Raw genomic sequence first — 15,181 nt, forward strand, 5'->3', positions numbered from 1 at the left:
AGTCTATTCAATGCCTTTTAAAGCAAATTCAGGTATTTCTTTGTTTATATTGTTTAATACCACATCTGATAAATCAACTTCATCCATGGAGTATAAAACTTGGTTCTTTTTTGAAATAAATAGTACCAAATCTATGTTGTTTTTTTCTGCCGTTCTTTTAGCAACTTCTTTTATTTTATTAAAAACACTCTCTACTGCGTCTCTATAGCTTTCTTCTAAATGTAACATTTTTTTAGCGTAATTATCTCTAGTATTTACAGTATGCTTATTAAATTGTCCTGTCTTTTCCTTTTTTGCTTCTTCTGACAAAAGGTCAAATTCTTCTTTTGATGGCTTAAGTTTTTCTAACTCATTTTCGAATTCTTGTTGTAATCTAGAATTCTGCTCCTTTATTTGTTGTTGTATATTTTGCAGAGCAAGAGATTCATTGATGACTTTGTCACTATCGATAATTGCAGCCTTTGTGTTCTGAGGTTGATATCCTACAAACTTATACCCCACAAATAAGGAAATAATTAAGGCAATAACTGATATAAATAACTGTATATATTTCATTCAAATCCCCGCTTCAATAGAAAATTTAACATTTGGTGATGGTACTATATCATAAGATTCCTTTACTAAAGGAAACCCGAAATCCAATCTAAGTCTACCAAAAGGAGAAGGCATTGAAAAGCCAAAACCTGGTGACACTCTTATAAGCTTACTATCATTATATGGATCTTTATATTTCCCATTTTTATCATCTAAGCCAAAAAGTGTCGCATAGTCAACAAATAATGAGCCTTTGATACCAGCATAGTCATATAGTTTTGGTAGAGGAAAATCCACTTGCTGTGTTAGATTAAAATAAGTTTTGCCTCCCAATGAGCTTTTATTTTTGTCTTCTGCTCTTGGTCCAATACCGGAAAGGTCAAACCCTCTAATCTCATTACCCCCTTTAAAAAAGTGCTGGCCAATGTTTAAATCTTCATCGGTATAAGAAAAAATATGACCTGCCGCCATCTTAAAGCGTAGTATTATGCTATCGTCAATTTTACTTAATATAGGATGCGTGTAAAAAGACAAGAACTCAGATTTTAGGAAGTTTACATTCCCTCCCAATCCTGAAATATCCTGACTTATACGCAATAAATATCCTTCTTTTGGAGCATAAAGATTATCCAGTTTATTATACGCTAATGTGTATCCTACTGATGAAATCTGATGTTCACCTTCTTGCCCCTTTATTATATCAGAAATGTCATTGTCTTTTCCACCCTTATTATCCATGTTTATACGGTTATACTTGTAAGAGTAGCGAATGGAATTAGTTAAGTTTTCTATAACTTTGTATGATAATTTTGTTGAAAATCCCATGTCACAACTATCGAAGCTAGTGTGTGGTTTATCTTGTTTTTCATAAAATATGCCCACACCTAGTGATGTATCAGAATCGTTAAAATTATTTTCAACAACCTCTACATTAGTAGAAAGTGAATATTTATTTTTCTCAAGAGCAAAAGAGAGCTCTTTACCACTACCAAATAAATTACGATCTGTGAAATCAGTTTTTACAAATACTCCGCCAGGAAAGGACATACCTCCTGCTAAAGATAATGAGGCAGTTCTTTTTTCTTTAACATTTAAGTCAAGATTTACTGCATCGTCATTAACTGCGTAACTATTTACTTTCACTGTTTCAAAAAAATCACTACTCATTAGTTTTTTACGTGACTTTTGAATCTCAGATATATTGTACGCATCACCTTCTGCTACACTTAGCTTACTTCTGATCACTTTATCTAAAGTGCGATCGTTACCATCAATTGTAATTTGATTTATATAAATCTTTTTACCCGGCAGCACTCTGTAGGTCACATCTACAACATTGTCACGTTGTGCATACTCTGGATTAACTTTTGCAAATATATATCCTTTCTCATTTAAATATTTGTTTATTTTTTCTACTGTATTATTAATTTTAACTCTATTAAATATCTTATCGTTTTCCTCTGTTATAAAATCCAATATTTCTTCTTTTAGGCTCAAATCCTGAATTTCAGTTTCAATATTAACCTCATTATTTCCAAACAAATACTGCTGTCCTTCGTCAATCAAAAAAGTCAACTCTATCTGATTGTTATTATCAACCTCAACAATCGGTTGAATATTATTTTGAATATATCCTTTAGATGAATAAAAACGATCAAGCAATTCTGTATTAATCAATAAATATTGTGGTGAATAACGAGTTCCGCCCTTAAAAATGGCTCTAAATAACTTACTAAATATATCGTTACTATGTCTTTTGATAACTTGCTCTAGCTTATTTTCAGAAAAGTTTTTGTTGCCTATAAATCTTATATCCTTAATTTTAGAGGTTTTACCTTCTTTTATTTTAAAAATTAGATTGACCCTATTACTATCAAGCTTATTCAGCTCATATGCAACGTTAACACCAACCTTACCATTATTTCTATAAGTAGTGATTAAATTCATTAAATCGTTTTGCAATTTTGTTTCAGTGAAAATAGTTAGCAATTTTGACTGAATCACATTATTTAGTAACTCTTTGCTGTTAAATAATTTATTACCCTTTAATATTATCTTGTTAATTAGTGGATTTTCTTGAATTTTTACTACTAAATTTTTTTCATCATCAACATAAGCGTTAACGCTAGCAAACAACTTTGTTTGATATAAACCTTTTATAATTGAATCTATATCATCGTCGTCTACATAGCTACCAGGTTCTAACTTTATATAAAACCCTATTGTTTGATTGCTTACTCGCTCATTGCCAATGCATTTGATATCTTTTATCTGTACTTTTTCCTTATTTTCTAAAGCAACAAGTAGAGCGGGAAAGGAGATAAAAATTACTATTAGTATGTAAAATAGCTTTTTCATATTTATTTTAAAAAAGACTCCTAATATCATTCGAAATTGCAATTGCCATCAGCAAGAACAAAATGAAAGTACCAAAGGTAGCCTCATATTTTTGATATTTCAAACTTAAATCTCTACGTATAACTGCTTCTATAATATAACGAAATAAATGCCCACCATCCAGTAGCGGAATTGGTAGCAAGTTAATCGCAGCTAAATTAGCTGAAATAATTGCCATAAGATACACAACCATAATAAATCCTTTTTTGGCTGATTGCCCTGAATATTTTGCAATTTTTATTGGTCCACCTATTTCACTTGCACTTCTCTTACCAACAATAATTTGAAAGATAGCTTTGATCGTTAAGCACATAGTGTGGTAAGTTTCACTTACTGATAAGCTCACAGCCCCAAGAAAAGACGACTGCTTTAATGTATTGACTGAAATAATCCCTATAGTTTCTCTTTCTATTATATTGCCAAAGACGTCTCTACCCTCAACTGTCAATGGAGTCAGGCTAGTTCTACGCTCCTCATTATTTCTGCTATATTTAATTTCCATTCTCGTCTTGGGGTTCGACATTATCACACGTGAGATATCTTCAAAGTATTTTATTTTATGCTCATTGATTTGTGTAATAGTGTCACCTGGTAATAGGCCAGCTTGTTTGGCTGCACTTCCTTCAATTACATCCCTAATCACCGGTGGAGTGTGGTAATAACCTGCCGTGCTAAAAAATACTGTAAAAGCTATAACAGCAAGTATCATATTTGCAAAAGGTCCTGCAAAAATTACTGCTGCTTTCTTGTATCGTGGTTTTGTATGAAATGAATACAACTTTTCTTCTTCAGTTAATTCTTGTTGATCAGCCGGGACGCTTGCTGCATTGCTATCCCCTAGCATTTTAACGTAACCACCCAATGGAACAGCGCTTAATTTCCATCTAGTTCCAGACTTATCGTTAAAACCAAAAACTTCAGGACCAAAACCTATAGAAAAAGATTCAACTTTAACTTTGCATGCTTTAGCAACAATATAATGTCCATATTCATGCACGAATACTATGACAGAAATTATTAAAGCAAATGATAAAAAATAATATATTCCATCGCTAAATTGATGGATAAGATTAGAAATTAACTCCACCTGTATATTTAAATCTTAACAAAATGTTAAGTATATTAAAAAGCGCCTCGCTTGACAAGTATTTAGTTTAACTTTTAAATTAAAAAAAGTTTAATTGTAATGACAGATACCTCACTACTCAGAAGAAAATTGATGTATAGAAGTTGGCATAGGGGTTGCAAAGAAACCGATATACTTTTAGGGCATTTCGCATTGAAATATCTTGATAAATTTTCCTTGAGCGAACTAATCGAATACGAAAAAATAGTTGATCTTGATGATTACGAATTATATTGTTACATAACTCGTAAGACAAACCTCCCTCCTGGCTTAAATAGTCAGATAGTCAATTTAATTGCTTGCTTTATTGAAGCTAATCCTTTATGCACTCAATAATCTTATTTACCTTATCTAGTACCTCAGTATATTCTATTCTTTTCTCGTTTCTATACTTTTCGCGCTCTTGATTTGCTTCATCCAACCGCTTTGTTAATTCTAAAATTTTATCCTCAAGAATTAGCGCTGCAAGTAAGAAATTTAATGCATCCGAACCCTTACCTCCAGTTTTTTGAGATACAGAACCAACTAGCTTGTCAAAATTATTAACAAGGCGTAATAAATGGCTCTTCTTCCCACTCTCGCAAGATATTTTGTATGTGTTATTACGTATAACTATTTCTACTACTTGCATATGGTGCTAAAAATTTCTATCGTGCAGTATAAACTCAAACCCCTACTTTCATCTTATTTATGGTATAAATTTTTATTCATTTATCAAATCAGATAATTTTTTACTGCTACGAAAATATGTTTTAAAGTATTGATTCTTTGTAAACTTCTGTAACATTAAATGGCTTGTTCCTTTCAAGTTATAACTTCTAACTGAAAAAGAACCAAACCCCCTAATTTCAACTCTATTATGATGTTTCAATGTGCTTGAAAGTATCCCAAAAAATCTATCAACTATAGCTGCTATAACAATCTTATCTAAAAAAGGATGTCTTTTTGCTACCCTCGCTATTATATCAGACTTTGTTGCCATTTATATGAAGCCAAAATAAGTAAACCTTATCACTTAGCAGATAATACTATGTTATATTCTTCAACACCCAATACTTCAACTTCTATTTTTTCTGACATAGAGAACTTTTTATTTTCCGGTAAATGTTCTTGGTCTATTAGAAGGGTTACATCGTTCTCAACTTCAACGACTAGTCCATTATCCTCTCTCTTACCTACAATAACCTGTATTTTATCGCCTACCTTAACTTTCTTTATCAGTTCTTCAAGAGGATCATACTCTATTTGTTTTATTCCAAGATAAATTCTTGCCCGATTCACGTTAGCCCTTATTACTTTTGCTTCTATTTTATCACCTACATTATACTTCTTTATCTCATCTGAGCTATTTTTAGACCAACTTAAATCTTTCACATATATTGTCCCTTCTACGTTCTCATCTATTTCAGAATCATTGAAAGCAACAGATACATATGAGCCGGTATTATTCTTCACTTCACCAGAAACAATAGAACCGGGAGGATATTTATTGATAAATACTTGCCAAGGGTTGTCTACACACCTTTTCATGCTTAAACTCATCCTACTCTTAGCAATGTCAATACCGAGAATTTTTACATATACTTCTTGTCCCCTTGTTACGAGACTACTAACTGGTAAATTACTCTTAACCCAAGTTATCTCTGACGAGTGCACTAAACCTTCAATTCCAGGCCTAAGCTCAACAAACAATCCATAATCTTCTATGCTTGTTACATAACTCTTATGCACACTATCAACTGAATATTTTGACTCTGCATCTTGCCAAGGGCTATCTTCTAGCTGCTTCACACCCAAGGAAATTTTAGCATTTTCCTTATCTATTTTTATAATTTTAACTTTTATAGTCTGGCCACAAGCAAAAACTGCAGATGGATGACTTACCCTACTCCAAGAGATATCTGTAATATGTAGCAATCCATCTATAACTCCCACTACATCTGATTCATGAATACCGACAAATACACCGTAATGAGTAATGCTTTTTATTTTCCCTTCTATTATATCGCCTTCATTTAAAGATTCTAAAAATTTAATTTTTTCACCAGCGTGTAATTTTTCTAACACCAGCTTTCTTGATACTACAATATTGCCCTGCTTCTTATCCATTTTAAGCACGATGAACTTTTGTTCAGTTTCAACAAGGTGCTTAGCGTCTTTTACTTGCTTCAAATCCACATGACTCAGCGGTAAAAAGGCACTTATTCCGTCACCAAGATCAACAATAAAGCCACATTTAATTGAGCGTTTAATAACTCCACTTACTTCAGCCTTTGTAACTGTATATTCTTCCAACTTATTCCATTTCTCATCTCTAATTGCTTTTTCACGGCTAAGAACAACATTACCATGATAATCTTCAATTCTTTCCACATAAACTCTAATTTTCGAGCCAATAACAACCTCATCATTATACCCGAGCTCCTTGATCAGAATTCTCCCATCAGACTTTAAACCAATATCAACCACAACGTCATTAGGGTTTATTCTTGTAATTACACCTTCTACCACATCTCCTTCTTTAATTTTATTAATAAAAGAATCCTCAAATAAGACATTATCCTGATCCTCAAATTGACCTTGAAATATCTCTTCTATAAACTTGTTTGATGATAGCTTTCTGATAGTAACCGGTAGATTTATGGCTGAATCATTATTATTCATGCAATGTGACCTTTAATTTAAACTTTATTAGAACTCACATATTATATAATATTAATAATTATTGACAAGTAATTTTTCGTTAATTTATTTCGAGAATTATTTGAGCTATATAAAATATAGTGAGAAAATTGTATATGTATCAAGAATATGCTATTTAAGGATAGTAAGTGGATTAGGTCGTTTTCCAGAAGGTCCAGATTAAAACCGGATGTTGATGAAACATTGGAAAAATATTCTATCCAAAATAGTAAGAAATCTATAGAAGAGATCATAAACTCGCACAAAAGAATATGGGTAGAAATAGGCTTTGGCAACGGTGAAAATATGCTTTACCAGGTGCTCAATGAACCTGATCTATTATTTATAGGATGTGAGCCCTACTTAAAGGGGGTTTCTCGCTTGCTAACAAACATAGAAATACAAAACATAAAAAACATTTTAATATGGACAGAAGATGCAAGAGAATTGATTGCCAATTTTCCTGACAACAGTGTTGAAAGATTCTTTATCCTCTTTCCAGATCCATGGCCAAAAAGAAGTCACAATAAAAGACGATTAATTAATACGGAATTTTTAAATTTATTAGCAAAAAAAATACTTATAACAGGGGAAATATTCATTGCAACCGATCATCAGAATTATGCAGAGTGGATAGCATCGCATATAAAGCAGTGTAACTCTTTAATCTATAGGGAAGACGATTTCACAAGTTATACTCTTACAAAATACCACAGAAGAGCGCTCAAAGATCAGCGTAAAGTGAGGTTCTTTAAAGTAAGTGTTATTAATAATTTGCAGACTATGGATCAATAGAGTTTTTGCATATCTCTTTTACGTTAGCTATAGATGAAAAATAATAGACTTCTTGCATAACCATATAACATTGAAATAGAAACGAAAAAATTGCTTTACAAACTCCGCCAGCCCCCTTATTATAAGAATGAAGCTATTTATTTATCTTCTCTGTACAGATTAAATGACAAAAAAACTCACGTATCTGGCGTCTCATGTTTAATTTTTTGCACTATGTGCACTCTATGTCTTTATCAAATTTCTAGGTTTTGACCTATACAAGCTGAAATACGCTTATAAAGCATTTAAAACATTAAAAAACGCCAACTTAAAAAATGGATAGTGAATAATTAGCTACCCTAGGGTTTCTTTTGCCTTTTTTTCTGTTTAGTAAATTTCTTAATGTTTATAATTTAGATTAGTTGCGGCTTAAAAGCAACTGAATCGCGGTTATTAAACGTTTAGAATAAAAAAACGCCATACTTGAAAGTATAATGTAAGTAATTAGCCAACCACGGGGCTTCTTTTGCCTTTTTTTTCACTTGGTAAATTTCTTAATGTTTATAGCTAAAAGAATCCAAGAGAGCTACTTGGATGATACCTTTTTTCTACTTAGTTTGGGTTATGCAAGAAGTCTAATGAAATAAAGAGGAAGAAATAGCTTTAACTACTTTTCCTCATAAAGGAATAGCAAATTTTTTAAGTTTCTCTTTAACCAACGGGCTCCCATGAGGAGAGGAGAGTAAAGATCTTTTTTCATAGATATCTTAACACTTTTTTCTTCTTTTGTAGTTGGCGTACGAGTAAGAAAGTGAACCTTTGGTGCACCACTAATTATTGCCATTGGTGTTTGCTCTGCCCCTTCTCCCATAACTAAAACAGCAGATGTTGCCAGTGCATCAAGAAGATTGACTTGTGTTACTTGCAGTGATTGATTATAAAGATCTGGCTTGCCTATATAGGAATAAAGTGGTTCAAATCCACACCAACCAAGAGCAACGCCCGTAACCCCATGACGCATAGGTGTTACATTACTATCTGTAATCAAAATACCAAGATGTTTTATGCAGTGTTTTGTCTTGAGATAGTTCCATATTGATAGAGCTTCTAAGAAACTTCCCATTAGTTATTCCTGTTGAACTAGGCTCTGTGGACAAAATTTTAGAGAAGCCATACAAGAGCTCCAACAAAATTGAGAAAACCCATAAAAACCTCAGCAGTTTTATCAAATCTGGAAAAAATGCGCCTAAAATTTTTAATTTTACCAAAAAAACACTCAATCAAATGACGTTCTTTGTAGATATGCTCATCGTAATACCTTTGCACTTTTCGATTCCGTTTTGGCGGAATAACTACTGTACATCCCTTGTCTTCAAGACTTGTAACAAAGGCATTGCTATCGTAGCCCTTGTCAGCTACTACAGTAGAGTTATAGATACTTTCGGTCAACACTTGTGCCTGCGTAATTTCATTTCTTTGACCAGGAGTCAGAGTAAATTTAAGTGGATTTCCAAGTGCATCGACAAGCGCATGTATTTTAGTTGTAAAGCCACCTTTGCTCCTCCCTAAAGCTTCTTGATCCTTGGAGTTTTTTGTATATCCAGATGAACATGGATGGGCTCGGATGATCGTACCGTCGATTATAGCAACTTCTAAATCAGGCTCTTGTTTAGTATATTCAAGCAATTTTTTCCAGACATCTCTTTCACACCATCTTTTAAATCGCTTATGTATACTCCTGTAATTACCATAAGTTTTTGGTAAAAGTCTCCATTGGCAACCACTTCGCACTATGTACCACACTGCCTCTATGAATATTCTTAAACGTTTTTCATCTTTGCTGTGCATTCCTTTTACGCTTTTTATGAACTCTAAAATTTGTTTCCAATTTTCCTCTTTGATGTAATATTGCATATGGTAGTTTCTCCATTTTTTACCTATTAGGCTAAACTACCATCTTTTTCTCTCTTTTCATATTTTTTGTCCACAGAGCCTAAGATATAACCGAACTCCTGTGCCTTTTTGATTAAATTTTTTACAACTTTCTCTTTGTAACGTGTTTCATAATAATCTATTCCTCTTTCTACATATTCTTGTCCATACTTCAACATACTATAAAAGATACATGCTAATTTCCTTGCCGTAGCAGTAATCGCTTTTGGTGCACCTAGTCGTTTTTTTAACCTTCTACAATATGCACCTATTCCGCTATTGCTTCTTGATACACAGTGAGCAGCCATTCGAAATGCATTCGCGGCACGATTAATGACTTTACGTGTTCTTGTGCTAAACACTTTTTCCCCTGTAATTTTATTAGCAGGGCTTAGCCCCAACCACGAAGTAAAATGCTTTTCTGATCGCCATTTATTATAGTTAATACCAACTTCCGAAATGATAGTTTGTACAGTTAGTATATCCAATCCAGGAATTTTGGTAAAATCTATACCAGTTACTCGATATAATTCTTCATGCAAAGCAAAGTTTGGTTTACTTTTTCTATACTTATTTTTCTCTTCACCTAACTTTTTACTCTCATCAGACTTTGTCTCAAATGTTTTATAATATTCTTCAATGCTCCTGTCACATTCTGCTACTTTTTCCTGATAAATATTATATAGCTCAAATTCTTGCTTTAATGTAAATAGGTGTTCTTTCCTATAGTTTCCTGCTAATGCTTTTGCAATAACAGATTTATCACTTTTTATTCGTCCATCTCTTAGAGCATGTCTTCAAACTGAGTAGAAAGAAGTTAAGAAGTATGGTATAAGGTACATTTTAAGATGTACCCAAGCGATATAAGTGACAAAGAATGGAAGACAATAGAGCCATATTTTGAACCTAAAAAGACCGGCAGACCAAGAAAACATAGTATTAGAACAATTATTAATGCAATCCGCTATATGATGAGAACAGGATGTCAATGGAGACAACTGCCTAAAGATTTTCCACCATGGAAAACCGTATATAGTTGTAATTCGCGCTTGAAAAAAAGTGGAATATGGCAAGAAATTCATGATTTTCTAGTTAAAAAAGTAAGAGAGATGATTGGTAAAAATAAGACTCCATCAGTAGGTATAATTGATAGCCAGTCAGTGAAAACTACTCAAAAAGGGGATCCAGAGGATATGATGCTGGCAAAAAAATAAAGGGCAGAAAACGCCATATTATTGTAGATACTGTGGGTCTTGTAATTGCTGCTGAAGTACAGAGTGCAAGTATTCAAGATCGTGATAGTGCTCTAAATCTTTTTGCCCAAGCTAAATGCAAAGTTCCAACTTTACGTAAGTTTTTTGCTGATCAAGGGTACATAGGTAAATTACAAAACAGATGCTTATTGGAAACGGGATGTTTATTAACGATTGCCAAGAAAATAGTTGATACAGGATTTCAAGTTATTCCCAAACGTTGGATTGTTGAAAGAACTTTTGCCTGGCTTTCCAATTTTAGGCGCATGAGTAAAGATTACGAGCATTCTCCTCTCACCTCAAAAAACTATATCTTCTTTAATATGATCACTATTATGCTTCACAAATTAGCTCATTCTTCAGTTTGAAGACATGCTCTTAGAACAAGCAGTTTTGCAAACCACTTGTTTTTGACAAACGGAAATGATTTTTGATGTGATAGCAAGAACAACTTCCTCTCTTAGCAACTCTGAAACATAGCGATCAAGAACCTGCTCTAATACTTCTCCACATTCAATGCGGTGGGTATAAATTGCTTTAACATACATACTATTACATCAAAAAGTTTCTCATAAAAGCCCTCTTGCCTGTTGTTTCAGTTGGCATAATTTACAATTAAGAGACTTAATGAGCTTCACAATTTTTTCTTCCATCTTTGTCACGTGTTAACCTACATATAGTATAATCTTTTGTTTTAGCAAGAGCGGTTTTATACCATCCATCAAGAAGTGTTAAGTTGAAATATACATCACCTTCATAAGGTCTGTGAATTTCTGTTATGATAAACTCTGAAATTAGATCATACTCCAAAAAAAGGTGCGCTATTTGTGCTCCACCAATCATGAAGATTTGAGGGTAACTCCAATTACCTTGGATTGACAAGAACTCTTGCATAGAAGAAACAATAGTGCATTCTATGCCTTTATTAAAACAAGGACTTAATTTGTTACGAGAAAAAACAATAGGCTTTAATATGTTTTGGGGTATTATCTCAAATGTTTTTCTTCCCATAACAATAACTTGTTTGTCAGTCACCTGACGAAAATGATCTAACTCACTTGGATAATGCCAGGGCAATCCATTATTTATTCCAATCACCCCCTTTGGATCAACAGCCATAATTCCGATAATCTTCATTCCTGTAAAGCAGCTTGAGCTACAAAAAATCGCATGTGATCACGCACATTATGCACTCGAAGGAAATCAACCTTGTTGTGCAATGCAGATGATAAAGCAATTGTTTCTAAATCTCGGTTAAAGACAGGTTCTGTAGAAAAAGAAGAAATAAATAACTTTCTAGGCTCTGTGGACAAAAAATATGAAAAGAGAGAAAAAGATGGTAGTTTAGCCTAATAGGTAAAAAATGGAGAAACTACCATATGCAATATTACATCAAAGAGGAAAATTGGAAACAAATTTTAGAGTTCATAAAAAGCGTAAAAGGAATGCACAGCAAAGATGAAAAACGTTTAAGAATATTCATAGAGGCAGTGTGGTACATAGTGCGAAGTGGTTGCCAATGGAGACTTTTACCAAAAACTTATGGTAATTACAGGAGTATACATAAGCGATTTAAAAGATGGTGTGAAAGAGATGTCTGGAAAAAATTGCTTGAATATACTAAACAAGAGCCTGATTTAGAAGTTGCTATAATCGACGGTACGATCATCCGAGCCCATCCATGTTCATCTGGATATACAAAAAACTCCAAGGATCAAGAAGCTTTAGGGAGGAGCAAAGGTGGCTTTACAACTAAAATACATGCGCTTGTCGATGCACTTGGAAATCCACTTAAATTTACTCTGACTCCTGGTCAAAGAAATGAAATTACGCAGGCACAAGTGTTGACCGAAAGTATCTATAACTCTACTGTAGTAGCTGACAAGGGCTACGATAGCAATGCCTTTGTTACAAGTCTTGAAGACAAGGGATGTACAGTAGTTATTCCGCCAAAACGGAATCGAAAAGTGCAAAGGTATTACGATGAGCATATCTACAAAGAACGTCATTTGATTGAGTGTTTTTTTGGTAAAATTAAAAATTTTAGGCGCATTTTTTCCAGATTTGATAAAACTGCTGAGGTTTTTATGGGTTTTCTCAATTTTGTTGGAGCTCTTGTATGGCTTCTCTAAAATTTTGTCCACAGAGCCTAGATGACCCAGAAAATATTCCGCTGACAAATAACCACGCTGAACGGCAAATTCGGCATTATGTCGTTTATCGCAAAAACTCATATTTTACACAATCAAAGCGGGGAACTTGAGCGGATAATTTCATTATACTTAACTTGGAAACAAAGGGGTCTCAATCCTTCCCAAAATCTCCTATCTATTGTTTCTTAAACCACTCTCCTGAACGGATACGAAAATTAACACAAGAGCTAAAGGCAAATAGCGATCTACCGATTATCGAAATAATTCCACACAATGACAAACTCACTCGATTTTATCAAATTGTTCCGGTGATAGAGTCTGGCAGGGTTTTTCTGCCACAGCAAGCAGTATGGCTCAATGATTTTGAGTACGAAATTTTAATGTTCCCGGAAGTTCGCCATGATGATCAAGTAGACAGTACGGTGCAATATCTGCAATGGACAAGAAAAACTAACACCAGTGCTTTCAGGGTCAGGGACTTTGGCTCCAACCCTAACAAAACACTTAGGTGGCTAAGAACAGTGGATTAGATTAAGCTTAAATTACCTTCAAAAAAAATCAACCTACTATTGAACCTTGTCTCTGCCCGAAGGATTCCGAAGTAACATCCTCAATTTGTGTAGAGATGATACATTGCTTCTTAAAAGCTTGAACCACCTCTTCTCCAGAACGTTTTGGCGATCCTCCTCTAGTATTCTCACAATCCATAGACTCATAACCACTACTTGTTATTGCCTCAGCTTTAGAGCTTACGTTTTCAGCATCAGTCGCCTCCCCTGAAGAGATACCGCTGTCTTTATTATCTTCGGACTTCATCTTTTTAGCTTTTGATTTATCTTTAGCATACTTTAGCTCTTCCAAAAGCGACTCTGTTTCCCAAGGTCCACGAGTATGGTCAAGCCGGTATCCAGCTTTGTATTTCCCAATTGGAATGTCTTCTAATGCGTTTTCATCAGGATAACAGGCTGTAACTGCTTCGCAATGTTTTATCCTATCGTAATATCCTCCTTCTCTTTCTATTCCTTTCACCTTGGAATTTACCAATTCGTACTTTTTAGATTTCACTGCCTCTTCGACAGTGTTAATGTCGATATCTCCTATTTTAATGTCGATATCTCCTGTTTCCGCTTTTTTCTTATACCCATAAATAAAAAGTTTTTTTAAGTTAAATAAGGCACCACGACTTATATTAGCAACAACTGTTGTTTCTTGGTTTTTCTCACAATTAGAAAGAAATTCAAATGGAAACTCATCTAGATCATAGGCTTCTTTCGTCTTCTTTTTTACCTCCTCTAAATATTCTTTTACATCAACACTATCAGGAATTAAACTAGCAATCTTCCCATTTTTTACAATAAAGTTAGTATCAGGAAGGTCGAAATTATTATTACTGTAGTTAAACGCATAAAGCAATTCTTTAAACAAGTTTTTTTCTTCCTCGGTAAGAGGTTTATCAGAAGACTTACGCTTTTCCAATGATGTACCCCTAAACCGTCGTAATTGCTCTCTGAACAACAATTCTACTTCACAAGTGTCACCACTACGGTCAAGCACGTATTTACCTTCTTCAAATGCAATTGGAATTATTTTCATTGCCCCTTCATCAGGAAAACAATCCTGACATGCTTCTTCAATTGCCTCTTCATCAGAAAAACAACCCTCACATGCTTCTTCAAGAGAATCTTTTAGCTGGTGATCTACCCATTCGTCCTTTTCACGTTTCTCTACCTTCTTGACGGCACTAATGTCAATAGCATCTACGTTTTCCCCAAACTTCTGACTAAAAAGGATTTTTAAGTTAGATAAAGCACCACTACTTATATTAGCAACAACTGTTTTTCCTTTTTTTTCTTCATAATTAAGTTTAAATGGAAACTCATTGAGATCGCAAAGTCCTCTTGCTTCTTCCTCACCTTTACAATACTCTTCTACTGCCTGAAAATATTTCTCTCTATCAACATTATCATGGAGTAAACTAACAATTTTCCCATCTTTTGCAAAAAAGTTAGTATAAACACCACCATAAGTATAATTCGTTAAGTTCAATGTATAAAGCAATGCTTCAATCAACTTTTCTTCTTTCTCACTAATGTTAGCACCTGCCTGAGCACCTTTCCATGATGAAGGTCCACTCTGTGACAATGACCATACACTTGGAGCTGGTAATGACCAACGGTTCGGTTGCTGAGACCAAGCACTAGTCCATGCTGGCACATTTTTAGTAGCACCTTTCCATGATGAAGGTCCACTAGAACTCAACTGCGGCGATGGCAGGAACTCTCTACTCGTTCCAGGAACATCCAACTGATTTACTGGAAGCAACACAGGGA

Annotated in this window: 17 protein-coding genes and 3 pseudogenes; 8 read left to right on the forward strand and 12 right to left on the reverse strand. The window is 34.0% G+C overall.

All coding sequences use genetic code 11. From position 1 onward, the window contains the following. Nucleotides 1-3: 3 nt before the first annotated feature. Genes OPR26_RS04015 through rseP form a run of 3 tightly spaced genes read right to left on the reverse strand, consistent with a single transcriptional unit; the run spans nucleotide 4 to nucleotide 4,018 of the window. On the reverse strand, nucleotides 4-555 hold the full coding sequence (locus tag OPR26_RS04015; protein WP_265015526.1) for an OmpH family outer membrane protein: 552 nt from the start codon (nucleotides 553-555) through the stop codon (nucleotides 4-6). Continuing rightward, nucleotides 556-2,892 (reverse strand): outer membrane protein assembly factor BamA, encoded by a 2,337-nt coding sequence (gene bamA / locus OPR26_RS04020; protein ID WP_265015527.1) that lies wholly within the window; start codon nucleotides 2,890-2,892, stop codon nucleotides 556-558. Nucleotides 2,893-2,899: 7 nt separating this feature from the next. Beyond that, nucleotides 2,900-4,018, reverse strand: a complete 1,119-nt coding sequence (gene rseP / locus OPR26_RS04025; RefSeq protein ID WP_265015528.1) for an RIP metalloprotease RseP — start codon at nucleotides 4,016-4,018, stop codon at nucleotides 2,900-2,902. A gap of 99 nt (nucleotides 4,019-4,117) precedes the next feature. Between rseP and OPR26_RS04030 the strand changes: the two genes are divergently transcribed. Further along, nucleotides 4,118-4,393: an FAD assembly factor SdhE gene (locus OPR26_RS04030; protein WP_265015529.1), complete on the forward strand. Its 276-nt coding sequence runs from the start codon at nucleotides 4,118-4,120 to the stop codon at nucleotides 4,391-4,393. Here OPR26_RS04030 and OPR26_RS04035 read toward each other — a convergent pair. The 3 genes from OPR26_RS04035 to OPR26_RS04045 form a co-directional block, all read right to left on the reverse strand. Then, nucleotides 4,371-4,688 (reverse strand): cell division protein ZapA, encoded by a 318-nt coding sequence (locus tag OPR26_RS04035; RefSeq protein ID WP_265015530.1) that lies wholly within the window; start codon nucleotides 4,686-4,688, stop codon nucleotides 4,371-4,373. The genes OPR26_RS04030 and OPR26_RS04035 overlap by 23 nt on opposite strands. A 72-nt stretch (nucleotides 4,689-4,760) precedes the next feature. Continuing rightward, nucleotides 4,761-5,039, reverse strand: coding sequence for an HU family DNA-binding protein (locus OPR26_RS04040; RefSeq protein WP_253302636.1), 279 nt, complete (start codon nucleotides 5,037-5,039; stop codon nucleotides 4,761-4,763). 29 nt (nucleotides 5,040-5,068) lie between these two features. After that, on the reverse strand, nucleotides 5,069-6,721 hold the full coding sequence (locus tag OPR26_RS04045; RefSeq protein WP_265015531.1) for a 30S ribosomal protein S1: 1,653 nt from the start codon (nucleotides 6,719-6,721) through the stop codon (nucleotides 5,069-5,071). A gap of 147 nt (nucleotides 6,722-6,868) precedes the next feature. Between OPR26_RS04045 and trmB the strand changes: the two genes are divergently transcribed. Then, on the forward strand, nucleotides 6,869-7,534 hold the full coding sequence (gene trmB / locus OPR26_RS04050) for a tRNA (guanosine(46)-N7)-methyltransferase TrmB (protein ID WP_265015532.1): 666 nt from the start codon (nucleotides 6,869-6,871) through the stop codon (nucleotides 7,532-7,534). Between the two features lie 646 nt (nucleotides 7,535-8,180). On the opposite strand, the gene OPR26_RS04055 is transcribed toward trmB, so the two are convergent. The 3 genes and pseudogenes from OPR26_RS04055 to OPR26_RS04065 form a co-directional block, all read right to left on the reverse strand. Further along, nucleotides 8,181-8,636 (reverse strand): coenzyme F420-0:L-glutamate ligase, encoded by a 456-nt coding sequence (locus OPR26_RS04055; RefSeq protein WP_265015533.1) that lies wholly within the window; start codon nucleotides 8,634-8,636, stop codon nucleotides 8,181-8,183. Nucleotides 8,637-8,674: 38 nt separating this feature from the next. Further along, nucleotides 8,675-9,427 (reverse strand): IS5 family transposase, encoded by a 753-nt coding sequence (locus OPR26_RS04060; protein ID WP_264702259.1) that lies wholly within the window; start codon nucleotides 9,425-9,427, stop codon nucleotides 8,675-8,677. A gap of 26 nt (nucleotides 9,428-9,453) precedes the next feature. Continuing rightward, nucleotides 9,454-10,230, reverse strand: a pseudogene (locus OPR26_RS04065) (transposase); the annotation flags it as partial. Nucleotides 10,231-10,293: 63 nt separating this feature from the next. Here OPR26_RS04065 and OPR26_RS04070 point away from each other — a divergent pair. Further along, entirely contained in the window at nucleotides 10,294-10,659 is a 366-nt protein-coding gene (locus tag OPR26_RS04070; protein ID WP_264731180.1) for a transposase, read from the forward strand. A gap of 20 nt (nucleotides 10,660-10,679) precedes the next feature. Beyond that, the gene (locus OPR26_RS04075; RefSeq protein ID WP_265016251.1) at nucleotides 10,680-11,066 is read left to right on the forward strand and encodes a transposase; all 387 of its coding nucleotides are present in this window, start codon (nucleotides 10,680-10,682) and stop codon (nucleotides 11,064-11,066) included. On the opposite strand, the gene OPR26_RS04080 is transcribed toward OPR26_RS04075, so the two are convergent. Both OPR26_RS04080 and OPR26_RS04085 read right to left on the reverse strand, forming a co-directional pair. Further along, nucleotides 11,058-11,246 (reverse strand): hypothetical protein, encoded by a 189-nt coding sequence (locus OPR26_RS04080; protein WP_265015534.1) that lies wholly within the window; start codon nucleotides 11,244-11,246, stop codon nucleotides 11,058-11,060. The two genes, OPR26_RS04075 and OPR26_RS04080, sit on opposite strands and share 9 nt — an antisense overlap. A 76-nt stretch (nucleotides 11,247-11,322) precedes the next feature. Then, nucleotides 11,323-11,835, reverse strand: a complete 513-nt coding sequence (locus OPR26_RS04085) for a dihydrofolate reductase (protein WP_265015535.1) — start codon at nucleotides 11,833-11,835, stop codon at nucleotides 11,323-11,325. A gap of 72 nt (nucleotides 11,836-11,907) precedes the next feature. On the opposite strand from OPR26_RS04085, the gene OPR26_RS07355 reads away from it, so the two are divergent. The 4 genes and pseudogenes from OPR26_RS07355 to terL form a co-directional block, all read left to right on the forward strand. Further along, nucleotides 11,908-12,051, forward strand: a complete 144-nt coding sequence (locus tag OPR26_RS07355) for a hypothetical protein (protein ID WP_265015536.1) — start codon at nucleotides 11,908-11,910, stop codon at nucleotides 12,049-12,051. A gap of 26 nt (nucleotides 12,052-12,077) precedes the next feature. Further along, nucleotides 12,078-12,830, forward strand: a complete 753-nt coding sequence (locus OPR26_RS04095) for an IS5 family transposase (RefSeq protein ID WP_264702259.1) — start codon at nucleotides 12,078-12,080, stop codon at nucleotides 12,828-12,830. 17 nt (nucleotides 12,831-12,847) lie between these two features. Continuing rightward, nucleotides 12,848-13,040 (forward strand): annotated as a pseudogene (locus OPR26_RS04100) (IS66 family transposase); the annotation flags it as partial. A 20-nt stretch (nucleotides 13,041-13,060) separates the two neighbouring features. Beyond that, nucleotides 13,061-13,381: pseudogene (terL, locus tag OPR26_RS04105) on the forward strand (phage terminase large subunit); the annotation flags it as partial. 28 nt (nucleotides 13,382-13,409) lie between these two features. Here the strand turns inward: terL and OPR26_RS04110 are convergent. Further along, nucleotides 13,410-15,176 carry a hypothetical protein gene (locus OPR26_RS04110; protein WP_265015538.1) on the reverse strand — a complete coding sequence of 589 codons (1,767 nt, stop codon included), beginning with the start codon at nucleotides 15,174-15,176 and terminating at the stop codon, nucleotides 13,410-13,412. Between the last annotated feature and the right edge of the window lie 5 nt (nucleotides 15,177-15,181).

It is taken from the genome of Wolbachia endosymbiont (group A) of Anoplius nigerrimus (genome assembly GCF_947251795.1).
In the GTDB taxonomy this organism is placed as follows: domain Bacteria; phylum Pseudomonadota; class Alphaproteobacteria; order Rickettsiales; family Anaplasmataceae; genus Wolbachia.